Source organism: Actinomadura sp. 6N118, from assembly GCF_044326415.1.
Taxonomy (GTDB): Bacteria; Actinomycetota; Actinomycetes; order Streptosporangiales; family Streptosporangiaceae; genus Spirillospora.
Map to the genome: position 1 here is coordinate 471,074 of NZ_JBIRAZ010000007.1, position 12,869 is coordinate 483,942.

General features: G+C 69.7%; 16 protein-coding genes and 1 other RNA gene. 10 read left to right on the forward strand and 7 right to left on the reverse strand.

Going from position 1 to position 12,869, the window contains the following annotated elements; all coding sequences use genetic code 11:
- Positions 1-117 precede the first annotated feature (117 nt).
- The 7 genes from ssrA to ACH34W_RS21105 all read left to right on the forward strand — a co-directional run bounded on the left by ssrA (position 118) and on the right by ACH34W_RS21105 (position 5,640).
- Positions 118-490, forward strand: a transfer-messenger RNA (tmRNA) gene (gene ssrA / locus ACH34W_RS21075).
- A 513-nt stretch (positions 491-1,003) separates the two neighbouring features.
- Positions 1,004-1,564, forward strand: a complete 561-nt coding sequence (locus ACH34W_RS21080) for an RNA polymerase sigma factor (protein WP_395962629.1) — start codon at positions 1,004-1,006, stop codon at positions 1,562-1,564.
- A complete protein-coding gene (locus ACH34W_RS21085; RefSeq protein ID WP_395962631.1) occupies positions 1,561-2,472 on the forward strand; it encodes a zf-HC2 domain-containing protein in 912 nt (303 codons plus the stop codon). The genes ACH34W_RS21080 and ACH34W_RS21085 overlap by 4 nt, the downstream gene beginning before the upstream one ends.
- 5 nt (positions 2,473-2,477) lie before the next feature.
- A complete protein-coding gene (locus tag ACH34W_RS21090; RefSeq protein WP_395962632.1) occupies positions 2,478-3,164 on the forward strand; it encodes a hypothetical protein in 687 nt (228 codons plus the stop codon).
- The gene (locus ACH34W_RS21095; protein WP_395962633.1) at positions 3,161-3,988 is read left to right on the forward strand and encodes a hypothetical protein; all 828 of its coding nucleotides are present in this window, start codon (positions 3,161-3,163) and stop codon (positions 3,986-3,988) included. Before ACH34W_RS21090 ends, ACH34W_RS21095 begins: the two co-directional genes overlap by 4 nt.
- Positions 3,989-4,020: 32 nt before the next feature.
- Positions 4,021-4,881 (forward strand): ATP-binding cassette domain-containing protein, encoded by an 861-nt coding sequence (locus tag ACH34W_RS21100; RefSeq protein ID WP_395962634.1) that lies wholly within the window; start codon positions 4,021-4,023, stop codon positions 4,879-4,881.
- A 228-nt stretch (positions 4,882-5,109) separates the two neighbouring features.
- Positions 5,110-5,640 carry a hypothetical protein gene (locus tag ACH34W_RS21105; RefSeq protein WP_395962635.1) on the forward strand — a complete coding sequence of 177 codons (531 nt, stop codon included), beginning with the start codon at positions 5,110-5,112 and terminating at the stop codon, positions 5,638-5,640.
- Between the two features lie 61 nt (positions 5,641-5,701).
- On the opposite strand, the gene ACH34W_RS21110 is transcribed toward ACH34W_RS21105, so the two are convergent.
- From ACH34W_RS21110 to ACH34W_RS21125, 4 genes are all read right to left on the reverse strand, one after another.
- Positions 5,702-6,721 carry a hypothetical protein gene (locus ACH34W_RS21110; protein WP_395962636.1) on the reverse strand — a complete coding sequence of 340 codons (1,020 nt, stop codon included), beginning with the start codon at positions 6,719-6,721 and terminating at the stop codon, positions 5,702-5,704.
- Positions 6,721-7,302 carry an RNA polymerase sigma factor gene (locus ACH34W_RS21115; protein ID WP_395962637.1) on the reverse strand — a complete coding sequence of 194 codons (582 nt, stop codon included), beginning with the start codon at positions 7,300-7,302 and terminating at the stop codon, positions 6,721-6,723. Before ACH34W_RS21115 ends, ACH34W_RS21110 begins: the two co-directional genes overlap by 1 nt.
- 116 nt (positions 7,303-7,418) lie before the next feature.
- Entirely contained in the window at positions 7,419-7,964 is a 546-nt protein-coding gene (locus ACH34W_RS21120; protein ID WP_395962638.1) for a hypothetical protein, read from the reverse strand.
- 250 nt (positions 7,965-8,214) lie between these two features.
- On the reverse strand, positions 8,215-8,409 hold the full coding sequence (locus ACH34W_RS21125; RefSeq protein ID WP_395962639.1) for a hypothetical protein: 195 nt from the start codon (positions 8,407-8,409) through the stop codon (positions 8,215-8,217).
- 97 nt (positions 8,410-8,506) lie between these two features.
- On the opposite strand from ACH34W_RS21125, the gene ACH34W_RS21130 reads away from it, so the two are divergent.
- The 3 genes from ACH34W_RS21130 to ACH34W_RS21140 all read left to right on the forward strand — a co-directional run bounded on the left by ACH34W_RS21130 (position 8,507) and on the right by ACH34W_RS21140 (position 11,191).
- Positions 8,507-9,085 carry an RNA polymerase sigma factor gene (locus ACH34W_RS21130; RefSeq protein ID WP_395962640.1) on the forward strand — a complete coding sequence of 193 codons (579 nt, stop codon included), beginning with the start codon at positions 8,507-8,509 and terminating at the stop codon, positions 9,083-9,085.
- Positions 9,078-10,196, forward strand: a complete 1,119-nt coding sequence (locus ACH34W_RS21135; protein ID WP_395962641.1) for a hypothetical protein — start codon at positions 9,078-9,080, stop codon at positions 10,194-10,196. Before ACH34W_RS21130 ends, ACH34W_RS21135 begins: the two co-directional genes overlap by 8 nt.
- 179 nt (positions 10,197-10,375) lie before the next feature.
- Positions 10,376-11,191 (forward strand): SAM-dependent methyltransferase, encoded by an 816-nt coding sequence (locus tag ACH34W_RS21140; RefSeq protein ID WP_395962642.1) that lies wholly within the window; start codon positions 10,376-10,378, stop codon positions 11,189-11,191.
- 33 nt (positions 11,192-11,224) lie between these two features.
- On the opposite strand, the gene ACH34W_RS21145 is transcribed toward ACH34W_RS21140, so the two are convergent.
- The 3 genes from ACH34W_RS21145 to ACH34W_RS21155 are packed head-to-tail and all read right to left on the reverse strand — an operon-like array spanning position 11,225 to position 12,838.
- A complete protein-coding gene (locus ACH34W_RS21145) occupies positions 11,225-11,641 on the reverse strand; it encodes a VOC family protein (protein WP_395962643.1) in 417 nt (138 codons plus the stop codon).
- A 10-nt stretch (positions 11,642-11,651) separates the two neighbouring features.
- Positions 11,652-12,071 (reverse strand): helix-turn-helix transcriptional regulator, encoded by a 420-nt coding sequence (locus ACH34W_RS21150; protein WP_395962725.1) that lies wholly within the window; start codon positions 12,069-12,071, stop codon positions 11,652-11,654.
- Entirely contained in the window at positions 12,071-12,838 is a 768-nt protein-coding gene (locus tag ACH34W_RS21155) for a DUF6597 domain-containing transcriptional factor (protein ID WP_395962644.1), read from the reverse strand. Before ACH34W_RS21155 ends, ACH34W_RS21150 begins: the two co-directional genes overlap by 1 nt.
- Between the last annotated feature and the right edge of the window lie 31 nt (positions 12,839-12,869).

Genomic DNA, 12,869 nt, shown 5'->3' on the forward strand with positions numbered 1-12,869 from the left:
CTCGTCGCCCACCGGGGCGTCACTTTTCTGGCCCCCGGGAATCCCGTTGGCATCACCTGCGTTATCCATGTAGCGTCTTGCTACGGACGTCCAGGCGTCCGTTTGACAACTCAACATGGGGGTGACCGGCTTCGACTTCGGTAGGTCGAGCCAGGGGAAGCGGGCCGAGGGTTGCTGTCGTGACCTCGTAAATCCTGTGACAGCAAACCAATAACTGCCAACAAGAAGCAGTCTGAGTTCGCTCTCGCCGCCTGAGGCGAGTAGCGACTCTGTCAGCCCGGGTGAGTCTCCGCCCCGGGGTCTGGCATCGCTAGGAGACTCCACCTGTAATCCCGGCCGCGGGGACTACAGGAACATCTAACAGTGGCTGAGCCCGCCGGCAACTTGCCTGCGTGAGTGCCGGGGCTGAGAAAGCGACTAGCAGGCTGCGCCCGGAGAAGCCCTGACTCATCATCGAAGGACGCGGGTTCGATTCCCGCCACCTCCACTCGTGGGATAAGTGTGCCTGGAAGCGAAAGCTTCCAGGCCACTCTCGTTTCGGCATGCCTACCCAGGGGGGCGACCCCCTGGAACCCCCGATGCAGGGGCTCCGCCCCCGCACCCCCGGCCTCGCTTCGCTCGGGCATCCTTCGCTTCGCTCGGATGTAATCGACCTCGCTCCGCTCGGGCAGTCCTTCCCGGGGCTCCGCCCCAGACCGCGGCAGGGGCTTCGCCCCCGCACCCCCACCCTTCCTGGGTGTCTCTCTTCCATACCTTGGACATGGCCTCGGCAGTCACAGGCTCGACCTGACCGGCGCGGTCGACCCGGCCACCTGGAACGCCCTGGTTCAGCCGCACGAGGCGGCCAGCGGTTACGCCCTCGCCTCGGCCTACCTCACCGGCGCCATGCACCCCCTTGAGGTGCTCTTCGGCGCCGCATTTGCATTCGATTGGCCATGAGCCAGGCCGGTGAACCATTCGCCTCTCGGCTTGCTACCTACCTTCAGACGGAGGAGGTGAGCGGATGGCGCGGCCCGAGCCGGGCAGTGACGAGGCGCTGTTGCGGGCGGTCGCCGCCGGCGACGCGGGCGCGCTGACCCGGCTCTATGAGCGTCACGCCCGCGGGCTGTTCGGCTACCTGTACCAGCTGGCCGGTGACCGGATGGCCGCCGAGGAGATCCTCCAGGACACGATGCTGGCGGTCTGGCGGTCGGCCGCCGCTTTCGAGGGCCGCTCGAAGGCGACCACGTGGCTGTTCGGGGTCGCCCGCCGTCAGGCGCATAACCGGTTGCGCGGCCGGTCCGGCCGGGAGGCGCTCGGCGTCCCCCTGCCCGATCCGCCCGACCAGGGCGCCGGCCCCGACGAGCTGGCGATCGCGGCGGCGGGCGGCACACCAGTGGCCGCGGCCGTCGGACGGCTGCCCGACCACCACCGCGACGTGATCGCTCTGGTGTTCGTGGCCGGCCTGCCGCTCGCCGACGTCGCCGAGGTGCTCGCGATCCCCGTCGGCACGGTGAAGAGCAGACTGCATCACGCCCGGGCCGCCGTCGCCGCCGCGCTCACCGCTCAGGAGGTGCCCGAATGAACGAGATGCTGCCCGCGTACGCCGCCGGTTCGCTGTGCCGGGCGGACCGCCACCGGGTCCGCGCGCACCTGGCGGGCTGTGCGCGCTGCCGCGCGGACCTCACCGCCTGGCAAGCGATCGCGGATGCCGTTGCGCCGGTCGACGCGGCACCGGACGCCGCGCGGATGGTGCGGGCCGTGCTGATCCGGAGCGCGATCGAGGCGGACCCGCCGGGTGACGGTCCCCGGATGAGGCGCCTGCGGTACGCGGCCGCGCTGGTGGTGGCCGAGGCGCGGCTGATCCGGCTGGCAGTGCCCGTCGCCTCGGCGCTGGTGATGGCGCTCGGCGTGGCCATCGTCCTGGTTCAGGCGACGGCCGTCGCGCGGCCCGCGGACATGGTGCTCGCGCTGGTCGCCCCGATCGTGGCCGCGGCGGGTGTCGCCGGCACGTACCGGTCACGACGCGATCCGGCCACCGAGTTGGTCGCCGCCACCCCGACCGCGGGCCCGCTGTTGCTGCTGGTACGGCTCGCGCTGGTGTTCGGGTATGACCTGGTCCTCGCGGTGGCGGCCTCCGCCGTGCTGACCGCCGCCGCGCCGGGCGGGGCGGCGAGTCTGCACTCGCTGATCGCCGCCTGGCTCGGGCCGATGGCGCTGCTGTCCTCGGTCAGCCTGCTGGTCGCCGTCCGGTTCGGGCCGGACGTCGCGCTCGGCGCGGCGATCGGACTGTGGGCGGTGAGAGTGATGGCGGGCGGCGTGTTCGTCCGCGACGACTGGCCGGCGAGGTTCATCGTGGATGCCTGGTCCACGAACGCGGCGGTCCTCGCCGTGAGCGCCGTGTTCGGGATCGCCGCTGTGGTGATGGCCGGGCGCATTGGTCCGTACGGCGGTGAACCGCACGGCGGCCGGCGCGCTACCCATCAGACGTGAGACCAATGACGCTCTGGCGGTACGAGGCGCGCCGGGCGGGATGGGCGGCCCTGCTCGGTCCGCCGATCGCCGTCACGCTGGGAGTCTCGGCCGCGTTCGCGAACCCGCAGCCGGGCGACACGACGACGGCCCGCATCCTGCTCGGCGCCCTGGAGATGGCGCTCCCGCTCGCCGCCGGTGTCGGCTGCGCCTCGCTGGTCGGGCGGGACCCGGCCGTGGAACTGCAGCTCGCCGCGCCCACGCCGTACCGCGTCACGCTGCTGCGGCGCATGGCGGTGACGCTGGGGTGGGCCGCGATGGTCGCCGGGCTGACCGCGGCCGTGCTGATCGCGACCGGCTGGTGGGCGCGCTGGCCGGCCAGCCACGGGCCGTTCGCCGGGCAGCTCACCTGGGCCGCGCCGACCGCCGGCCTGGGGGCCGTGGGCTTCGCGGCCGGCGCCGCGTTCCGCAGCCCGGCGGCGGCCGGTGCGCTGGTCACCACGCTCTGGACGGTCCAGCAGTTCTTCGCCGAACTGGCGCAGCAGCACCTGCCGGGACGGCTGCTCTACCTGTTCGCCACGACCCGCGGCGCGGTGCCCGGCGACTGGACCGAGAACCGGCTGGCGCTGCTCGGCACGGCGGCCACGCTCGTCGCGCTGACGCTGGTCCTGCTGGCCCGCTCTGAACGGCTCATCGGCGAGGAGGAAGAATGACCGGCCAGACCGCGAGCACGTTCGGCGCGAGCCTGAGGTACGAGTTCCGCATGCAGTTCCGCAAACGGTCGGTGTGGATCGTGCCCGCGCTGACCGTCGTGCTGTTCCTGCTGATCGGCGGCAGCCTGCTGCGTGACCTCTTCGACCCCGACGAGCAGCCGGCCGGGGCCAGGTCCGCCGTCGTCGGCCTGGCGGTCCAGGTGCACGCGCTGCTGTCGATCGGGTACGGCTGCCTGCTCGCCGATCGGCTCGTCCGTGACGACCGGCTGCGCGTGGCGCCGATCCTGGACGCCACGCCCGCGCGGCCGGGTGCCCGGCTCGCCGGCAAGTACCTCGGTGCGGGCGTCGCGACCGCCGTACCGATCCTGGCGGTGTACTTCGGCCTCGCTGCGGCGTACGCGGTGCACACCGGCGCCCCGCACGCGCTCGGCTGGGCGCTGGCCACCTGCGCCGTGGTGATCGTGCCGGGTCTGCTGTTCGTTGCCGCCTTCGCGCTGACGGTGCCCCTGATCATGCCGGCGCCGCTGTTCCGCGTGATCTTCGTCGGCTACTGGCTCTGGGGCAACGTGGTCGCGCCGGACATGATGCCGACGCTCGCGCGAACCCTCATCCATCCGCTCGGCGGCTACCCGCTCGACGCGCTGCTCGACTTCCACGGCATCGACGGCGATGACACCTGGGCCGGCCCGGTGCCCGGCGCCACGCTGAACGTTCTGCGGCCGGACCCGACGCCGGTGAACGCCTGGCTGTCCATCGCGGTGCTGCTGGTGCTCGCGGCCGCCGCGCTCGCCGGTGGCCACGCGGTACGTGCCCGCCGAGCCTGACGCCACCCGAACGACGACGAACAGAGGAACCGATGCGGATCGAGATCTCCGGCCTGACGAAGACGTACCGTGGCGGGGTGGCCGCCCTCGACGGCCTGGACCTGGTCGTGCCCACCGGCATGTTCGGGCTGCTCGGCGCGAACGGCGCCGGCAAGACCACGCTGATGCGCATCCTGGCCGGCTTGGTCCAGCCGACGTCCGGCCGGGTCACCGTGGGCGGGCACGACCTGAGCACGGGCGCGGGGCGCACGGCCGTGCAACGCGGCCTCGGCTACCTGCCGCAGGACCTCGGCGTCTATCCCGACCTGACGGCACGCCAGTTCCTGGACTACCTCGCGCTGCTCAAGGGCATGGACGACCGTGCGGCGCGCCGCCGGCGCGTCGGGGAGCTGCTCGAGGTGGTCGCTCTCACCGGGGACGCCGACCGTCGGCTGCGCGGCTTCTCCGGCGGGATGCGGCAACGGGTCGGGATCGCTCAGGCGCTGCTCGCCGACCCGCAGCTGCTGATCGTGGACGAGCCGACCGCGGGACTGGACCCGGAGGAGCGGATCCGTTTCCGTACCTTGCTGGCCCAGTTCGCCGGTCGGCGAACCGTGCTGCTGAGCACGCACATCGTCGACGACATCGCGCAGACCTGCCGCGAGGTGGCGGTGCTCTCCCGGGGCCGGCTGATCTTCCGCGGCACGGTCGACGAGCTGATCCACCGCGCGCGGGGCCGGGTGTGGTCGGTCGTCACCGACGGGCCGCCGCCGGCCGAGGGCACGGTCGTGTCCGCGCTGCCACACGAGGGCGGCATGCGGTACCGGGTCGTGGCGCCCGCGGCGCCGGGGCCGCAGGCGCGGCCGGTGGAGCCCGCCCTCGAGGACGGGTACCTCGCGCTGACCGCCCAGTGAACCTTGCCCGCCTGGTGGGATCGGCCTGCACGGACCGGCCCAAGGTCACCGCGCCACTACGTCCATCGATCGTGGACGGCCATCCGCCGACTGGTGGCCGGCGTGCGCGAGGTGCTGGCCGTACGCACATGGGACGGCCGGTCGTCCGCTGGCTCGGCAGAGCGGCCGGCTTAACTCGGTAGCGCTCACCGATCCGCGCACTGGTGCTTAAAGGCGAGGCTCAAGTTCATGGAAACCACCACCATCGCCGACAGCAGTCAGACGGCGAACGGCGGCCACCGAAAGCGCCGGTTCGTCATGCCAGTGGCGGGAGCCGTCCTCGCTGCCGCCAGCGCGAGCGCGATCGCGCTCGGCACCTCCAACCCGGCGCAGGCAGCTGCCCCGCCGGAGGTGTTCGCCGGATTCAAAAACAGCCACCGTCTGGGAAGCAATAGTCAGCACACCTTCAGCCTGGCACTCCCGACCGCGGGGGCCTACGCGATCACGGCGAAGGTGCAGCCAAGGTCGAACACCGCGACCCGCGTCGACGTCATGTGCCGCCTCAAAGCGGGATCCAACTTCGACGAGACGCGGGTGACTCTCGAGGGCTTCTCCATGCAATCCATCAGCAACGCCGTTGTGACACAGACCACAGGGCCGTCCACCGTGACGCTGACGTGTTTCAACGCCTCGACGGTGACCAACGTCGACACCTTCCTCGACTTCACCAAGATCGTGGCAACGCGGGTCAACAGCCGCAGCGACGTCCCGCTCTCCTGAGACAGCCGAACGTGCGGGCCGCCCGGCAACCGGGCGGCCCGCACGATCTCGCTGGTATGGGTCAGAATTTGCCGGCTCTGATTTCGGCGAGTGTCACCCGGGAGGTGTGATAGTAGGTCGTGCTGGGCGGTATGTCCGAGGCGCTGCTGGACAAGGCGACGGGATGACCTGTCCCAGCGTTGATGACCAGCTTTTCCACGTGCTTCCCGAGGGCGGGCCAGCTGTCCATCAGCGTCAGCGTGGGCTGTCCGGCGGTGGTCGTCTTGGTGACCTTGACGTTCGGCATCGTCGCCATGATGCGGAGCACGCCGGCCCGGACCTGGGGATTCTCCGGCGCCGCGATCAGCGCGTCGATGGCGTTCGCCCAGATGTGGTTGTCGGTGATCCCTCTCTGCTGCTCCGGGGTCGGCGGCTTCGGCGGAACGTACTTCTCCCCCCGCGCCTTGGCCAGGCCCTTGAGCTTTTCGATCTTCGTCCGTTCCGGATCCGGATTCGTGCCCGGGGCGATGTTGGCAACGGCCATCCGTGCACGAGCGATGCCGATATCGCCCTTCACGGCGTAGAGCGCCACCGCTATGTCGCGCTTGAACACGTCATCACCCCCGTCCATTCGAACGATGGCGCGCCGCAGGGCACTCTTGTCGACCCCCCAGTAGTAGGTGCCGTCGTCGGTGAACAGGCCGATGCCGTTGCTGCCCAGCTCGGCACTGGTCGGCGACTGGTTGCGGATTTCCAGCGTCGCGTCGCCCGGCGCGTTGGCCGGCAGAGGCGTGATGTTCGCGACCAGCTTGGCCAAAATCGGGTTCGCCGTTGCCTGCCCCGCCTTCGCGGGGGGCTTGTCGGGCGTCGGTGTAGATGTGACGACCAGCGCTGCCGCCGCGGACGCGGCGACCAAGGCAGCGGCACTGAAGCCCACCATGCGGCGCTTGCCCCACCGGGTCCGCCGGCGAGATCCGGGTTTCGTCTCCGGTGCCCCTGTTGCCATCGCCGCCCGCAGCACGGTCCTGGCCTCCTCGAAAGCGTGCGGCCGCACCGGCTCGGCCTTCTTCAGGTCCCTCAGCAGGTCCATCTCATCAACCATCACTTGGCCTCCCTCACCGCGTTGTGATCGGTCAGCAGCGCGGCCATCCCCGGCGCGTTCCGCAGCGCCCTGCGCGCCTCGTGCATGTAGCGGCGCGCTGTCCCCGGCGGTATGCCGATCGCCCGCCCCGCGTCGGCGACGGTCAGGTCCTCCCACGCGACCAGGGTCAAGATCTCTCGCTGCTGCGGCTTGAGCAGCGCCAGGGCGCTCCGCAGCACAGACTCGACGTCGACGCGGTTGTCCACAGCGGCCCACGGGTCCCACCCGGACGCCATGTCGGCGTCCACGTTCGCCCGCGGCTCCTCGTCCCGCCGGGACCGCCAGTGCCGCCGGAGCGTGTTGTGCGCCACACCGAACAACCACGGGCCGGCGTCGGGAAACGAGCGATCGTACTTCGCCCGGGACGCGAACGCCGCCACCCACACCTCGCCGAGCAGGTCCTCGGCCCGTTCCCGGCCGACCCGTCGCGCGAGGTAAGCCCCCACCGCCGCCTCGTGGCGCCGGACCACCTGGACGAAGGCATCCTCATCGCCGTCGAGCGACCGGACCATCAACTCCGCATCCTCCGGATCAGATGTCATGACCCTCCTCGTAGCCGGATCGCCTTACACCCAGGAATTGCCAACTGATGGTGTAAAGCGTTCAGCGCCGGTCAGCGCCCTGTTTCCTGGAGGATCGACGGCATGAGAATCCCGTCCTAGACGAAGAGGTCGATCATGAGGCCCACCACGCACAGCGCCGCCGCCCCGGCCGCCGGCACCGCCATCGCGTAGAGGGACAGGCGGCCGGGCCGTCGGCCGAACAGGTATGCCAGCCCCCATGGCATCGGCACAAGGAACAGGACGCCCAAGGCCGGAAGGGCGAGCGAACCGAGCTTGCCGCGCAGATCGGCGAAACCGGCGGAGTCACCGTCGGGCCGCAACCGGGCGGTGAAGGTTTCCCCCTCGTCGGTCTCCGGCGGCATGCGGACGTTCTCCACCGCCGGTCGGCTCCGGTCGTCCGGCCGGAACGTGCCGCGGCACTCGGTGTACGAGTCGGCTCCGCTGTTGTAGTCGGCACACCGTTCCACGGTGGCCTTTCCCGGCTCCCCGACGAGGCCGAACGCCAGCCGCACGTCCCCGACGCCGAACAGGAGGGGCAGCAAGCCCACGGTGAGCCACAGGACGACGGTCAGCAGAATTTTGCCGAGTCCCGCTCCGGCCTGGCGATTCCCCCGCGGCGTGGACGCATTCGATCGCGACATGAAAGCCCTTCAGATCAGGGGAGCCCAGGTGTACGACGCCCGAGAACGCGCTCTCGTTCACCCTGTTGCCCACGTTTCGGATGTTGATCAGGGGTGAAGGTGACGAGCGCATGGGCCGACCGGCCGTCGAGGCCCACGGTCAGCGATCAGGCCGTGGGTCAGGCGGGGGTTTCGGCGGTAGCGGTCAGGACCGCGCGGCCGTCCGTTGTTCAGACCAAGCGCCTTAACCCTGGAATGATCGACGCTGAGGTCACCGACCGCGCCAAGCGGCGGCTCGCCGAGGGCCCGTGGCTGCGAGCTCGTCGAAGGTCATGAGCCGCTGATCGAGGGCCTGAAGCTGCCCGACGCCGACGACCGTCATGTGCCGGCCGCCGCGATCAAGGCCGGTGCTCCGCGCCAGCCCGGCACCGGTGCCGGGGACGAGCGGCTGACCGCAGTGCTTCATTGCGAGAAGGGTTTGGGGGGCTGCGGGCAACAAGGGGTGTGACCGTACCTCCAGAAGGGTCTTCGATGGTCGGCCTCCTGGCATCATCGAGGTGGCCATGAAGAGTGATTCCTCCCAGGCTGAATCTCCCATGGTCGACCTGTCCGATGCGGAGATCATCGCTGCCTCGCGAAAGGATCCGGTTCGGTTCGCTGAGATCTTCAACCGGCACTACCAGGAGATTCAGCGTTATGTGGACCGGCGGCTGGGTGGGGATGGGGCTGACGACATCGCGGCTGAGACGTTTTTGATCGCATTCCGGGGGCGTGCGCGTTTCGATGCGGAGGGGTCAGCGCGGCCTTGGCTCTACGGCATCGCCACCAAGTTGGTCGGCCGGCACCGGCGCGACGAGCTTCGGCGCTATCGCGCTTTGGCTCGCCTTGATACCGGGAGTGCTCTGGAGGGGCACGAAGAGCGTGTTACCTCCGCCGTGGCCGCGGCCGACGCCGGGCTCGGAGCCGCCCTGGCGGATCTGTCGCGAGGCGACCGGGACGTGCTGATGTTGGTCGCTCTCGCCGACCTCAGCTACCCCGAAGTCGCTGCTGCGCTGGGGATCAAGTACGGAACCGTCTGCTCCCGGCTGAGCCGCGCTCGACGGCAGATCCGGGCGGCACTTGAAGGAGGCGGCCATGGATGAGCTGGCCGAGGTCGGGGAGCTGCTGACCGCCGATCACCCGTCGACTCCCCAGGCGATCGAGAAGAGCCGGCGACGTCTGATGAACGAGGTGTCTCGCGCCCATCGGTGGCATCCTCGGCGCTCCGGGGCCACGATGCCGAGGCGGCAGGTCGCGTTTGTCTCCTTTGTGACTGCTGTGATCATGCTTGTCGGCGGATGGGGGGCTTACGCGTGGTGGACGCGGCCGCTCTACCGGCCCGAGCCGCTGGCGGGACAGACCGGTCCGGCGGCGTCGTTCCTGCTCGCCGCCGCTGACGGCTCGGCACGCCATGCTGCGGCCGGGAAACACTGGTATCTGGAGGTACTGAACGGCACCACTGCCGTGGTGACCTCTCCCACGCGGCCGAACGTCCGGTACACCGTCGAGGTGAGCGTGAGCACCTATCAGCTGGTGGTGAACGGCGCCGGCAGGGATGGTCAGTCGACCGAGTGGGACGGGGGTGATGTCGTCGTCCGCCCTCTCAGCGATGCAGATCACGCCGCGTGGACAGCCGATGGGCAACCCGACGCGCACGCTCTCAAGGTGGAGATGCCTTCACGCCTGGATGGGCCTGACCTTCAGGAAGGCGGGTACTTCGACATCGGGCCACCCGAAGCGCGTGACCTTCCTGCCGACCCGTCCGAGCTGCGTGCCTGGATCTTGAACTATGCGACCAAGTTCGATCGTCAGCGGCTGAGTGAGCCGGACCTCTATCTGTTCGTCTATGCCCCGCTGCTCCTCGCCGACCTGCCCGTCTCCGACCGCGTCCGCATCGCGACGTACCGCATCTTGGCCAGCCTGAAAGGCGTGCGGATGGTCAACGCCACCGACGCCGTCGGCCGGACCGGCAGGGCCGTCTCGATGCGCCAGACCACTCGCGACCACGGAACGATCGACTGGCAGCTCTTCATCGACCCCTCCACCGGACGGCTCACCGCAAGCCAAGGAGTCGTCGTCACCCCGGGGTCCAAGAACGCTGGGATGCCACCAGGCTCCCGCCAGTACTTCCAGGTCGTACGGAAAGCCGAATGGACGAACACGTCTCCCAAGAAGCTTCTTCCAGAGCCGGTCCGGGAACCTCCCCTCAATTGATCCCGGTGCCTGCGCCCTGGCAGATGTGGAACGCGCCGTTGCTGCCTGACGGCAGGTCTGGACGCGCCGTCTGAGCTGGGTGGCTTGCGGAAGACCTGTTGAGATGGGCTGTTTGCGGTCAAGATGAGGGCCCGGACTTCCTCCTGGAACGACTTCCCCTCGGAAATGGAGCCTTCTTGATGACCGATGAACAGCCCAACATGAGGCTTTCGGACAGGATCGACACATCGGTGCCGCATTCGGCGCGGATCTGGAACTACTGGCTCGGCGGCAAGGACAACTATCCGGTCGACCGGGTGGCCGGCGACCAGTACCTGGAAACGTTTCCAGGAGTCGCCGACGTCGCCCGCGCGTCCCGGGGCTTCCTCAAGCGTTCGGTGGCCTATCTGGCGGGCGAGGCCGGCATCCGGCAGTTCCTCGACATCGGCACGGGCCTGCCCACTTTCGACAACACCCACGAGGTCGCGCAGCGGGTGGCTCCGACCTCCCGGATCGTCTACGTGGACAACGACCCGCTGGTCCTGGTGCACGCGCGTGCGCTCCTGAACAGCCACCCCGACGGCATGACCGACTATCTCGACGCGGACCTGAACGACCCGGAGAACGTCCTGCGGGCCGCCGCCAAGACGCTGGACTTCACACAGCCCGTCGGGCTCATCCTGAGTGGAATCATGGGTCATGTCGCTAACGGCGACGAGGCGCGCTCGATCGTGCGCACTCTCCTGGACGCCCTGCCGTCCGGCAGCTATCTCTCGCTGAACGACGGGTCCAGTGCCGTGTCCGGCGACGCGGTCGCGGAGGCCCAGGAGGAGTACAACGAGGGCGGCGCCGTGCCCTACACGCTGCGCAGCCCGGAAGAGATCGCGCGCTTCTTCGAGGACCTCGAACTGGTCGAGCCCGGCGTGGTCACCTGCCCGTTCTGGCGGCCCGAACCGACAGAGATCGGCTCGCCCCAGCCCAGCGACGCGTACGGCGGTGTGGGCCGCAAGCCCTGACCGTCGCCCAGTCGGACAGTCCCGCAGGCAGGGTCAGGTCTTGCGGGGCTGATTGAAGCGGATGAGGTTGCCGGACGGGTCGCGGAAGGCGCAGTCGCGGACGCCGTACGGCTGGTCCTTGGGCTCTTGCAGGACATCCGCGCCGGAGGACGCGATGCGTTCGAACGTGGCGTCGCAGTCGTCCGTGGTGAAGATGACCCCGCGCAACATTCCCTTGGCCAGCAGGTCCGTGATGGCCTGGTGGTCGGCTTCGGACGCGTTCGGATCCGCGTTCGGCGGCTCCAGGACGATCTCCACCTCGGGCTGGGCGGGCGGGGTCAGGGTGACCCAGCGCATTCCCTCGAACGAGACGTCGCTCTGCACCTTGAGGCCGAGCGCGTCGCGGTAGAAGGCGAGCGCCTTGTCGTGGTCGTGCACGGCGATGAAGCAGTGGGAAAGCTTGAGATCCATGCCGGTCAGATTAAGCCTCTGAGGTGCGCTTGGCCTCACCGTTCCGGACCGGGCGCGTGTAGATCTTGGCGTAGCAGGCGGGGATCGCGGTGCCCTCGTCGTGGTTGCGGGCACGGTAGGCGCTGGGGCTCTCGCCGACGAGCTCGGTGAAGCGGGAGCTGAACGAGCCCAGCGACGTACAGCCGACCTCCATGCAGACCTCCGTCACGGTGAGGTCGCCACGGCGGAGGAGCGCTTTGGCGCGTTCGATGCGGCGCGTCATCAGGTAGCTGTAGGGCGTCTCTCCGAACGCGGCGCGGAAACTTCGGGAGAAGTGGCCCGGCGACATGTGGGCGGCCTGCGCCAGCGCTGTGACGTCGAGCGGCTGATCGTAGTCGCGGTCCATCGTGTCGCGGGCCCGCCGCAGCCGTACGAGATCGTCCAGGTTCATCATGGCCTCGCGTATGCGGCCGGCGAGGTGCCGACCGCGGCGGTGAAGTCGCGTGTCAGGTGGGACTGGTCGGAGTAGCCGAGGTCGGCGGCGAGCACGGCCCAGTCGATGGTGGTGCCCTGGTCGGCGCGGGCCGCGGCCTCATGCAGGCGGGCCCTGCGCAGCACCCACTTGGGGCTCGCACCGACATATTCGGCGAACAGGCGCTGGAGTGTGCGGGTCGACATGTTGAGGGTGCGGGCGGCCTCCGCCACGCGCGTGAGCGAGGGGTCGTCGGTGATCCGCTTGACCATCTCCGCGACCTCTTCGGCCAGCGGGTCCGGCTTGGCGGGCAGCCGGGGGAGGAGGAACGCCTCCGCCTCGGCCGCCGGGTCGCCTGCGTCGAGGACCGCGCGATGGGCCTCCGCTATCTCGGGGCCGAAGAACTGGCTCGCGGGAACGTGCCGGTCGGCGAGGTCGATGATGGGCCCGTCGGCGAACGAACGGAAACCGCCGGGCCGGAACTTGATGCCCAGTGCGTGCCCCTCGCCCTCCAGCCGGCGGACGAACAGGCCGCGGTCCACCCCGTAGACAAGCGGCTCGGGCTCCTCGAAGACGAGGTGCACGTTCGGATGGGCGAGCACCTTCGTGTCGTGCGGCTCCGGGGCGTGCCAGCGGACATGCCAGTAGAACTCCACGAACGGCGCTGCCTCAGGGGCGGGTTCGTGCGTGGCCGTCTCCACGAACAAGGCGCTCTCGTCCGGGTGAAGCAGACCTCGCGGGCTCATCTGCCCAGGGTACTTGTCGCGTTTCTTCAAG

Coding starts and splice junctions, on each gene's coding strand:
- ACH34W_RS21080 (WP_395962629.1), top strand. CDS start 1,004: ATGGCGCGGCCCGAGCCGGGCAGTGACGAGGCGCTGTTGCGGGCGGTC.
- ACH34W_RS21085 (WP_395962631.1), top strand. CDS start 1,561: ATGAACGAGATGCTGCCCGCGTACGCCGCCGGTTCGCTGTGCCGGGCG.
- ACH34W_RS21090 (WP_395962632.1), top strand. CDS start 2,478: ATGACGCTCTGGCGGTACGAGGCGCGCCGGGCGGGATGGGCGGCCCTG.
- ACH34W_RS21095 (WP_395962633.1), top strand. CDS start 3,161: ATGACCGGCCAGACCGCGAGCACGTTCGGCGCGAGCCTGAGGTACGAG.
- ACH34W_RS21100 (WP_395962634.1), top strand. CDS start 4,021: ATGCGGATCGAGATCTCCGGCCTGACGAAGACGTACCGTGGCGGGGTG.
- ACH34W_RS21105 (WP_395962635.1), top strand. CDS start 5,110: ATGGAAACCACCACCATCGCCGACAGCAGTCAGACGGCGAACGGCGGC.
- ACH34W_RS21110 (WP_395962636.1), bottom strand. CDS start 6,721: ATGGTTGATGAGATGGACCTGCTGAGGGACCTGAAGAAGGCCGAGCCG.
- ACH34W_RS21115 (WP_395962637.1), bottom strand. CDS start 7,302: ATGACATCTGATCCGGAGGATGCGGAGTTGATGGTCCGGTCGCTCGAC.
- ACH34W_RS21120 (WP_395962638.1), bottom strand. CDS start 7,964: ATGTCGCGATCGAATGCGTCCACGCCGCGGGGGAATCGCCAGGCCGGA.
- ACH34W_RS21125 (WP_395962639.1), bottom strand. CDS start 8,409: ATGAAGCACTGCGGTCAGCCGCTCGTCCCCGGCACCGGTGCCGGGCTG.
- ACH34W_RS21130 (WP_395962640.1), top strand. CDS start 8,507: ATGAAGAGTGATTCCTCCCAGGCTGAATCTCCCATGGTCGACCTGTCC.
- ACH34W_RS21135 (WP_395962641.1), top strand. CDS start 9,078: ATGGATGAGCTGGCCGAGGTCGGGGAGCTGCTGACCGCCGATCACCCG.
- ACH34W_RS21140 (WP_395962642.1), top strand. CDS start 10,376: ATGACCGATGAACAGCCCAACATGAGGCTTTCGGACAGGATCGACACA.
- ACH34W_RS21145 (WP_395962643.1), bottom strand. CDS start 11,641: ATGGATCTCAAGCTTTCCCACTGCTTCATCGCCGTGCACGACCACGAC.
- ACH34W_RS21150 (WP_395962725.1), bottom strand. CDS start 12,071: ATGAACCTGGACGATCTCGTACGGCTGCGGCGGGCCCGCGACACGATG.
- ACH34W_RS21155 (WP_395962644.1), bottom strand. CDS start 12,838: ATGAGCCCGCGAGGTCTGCTTCACCCGGACGAGAGCGCCTTGTTCGTG.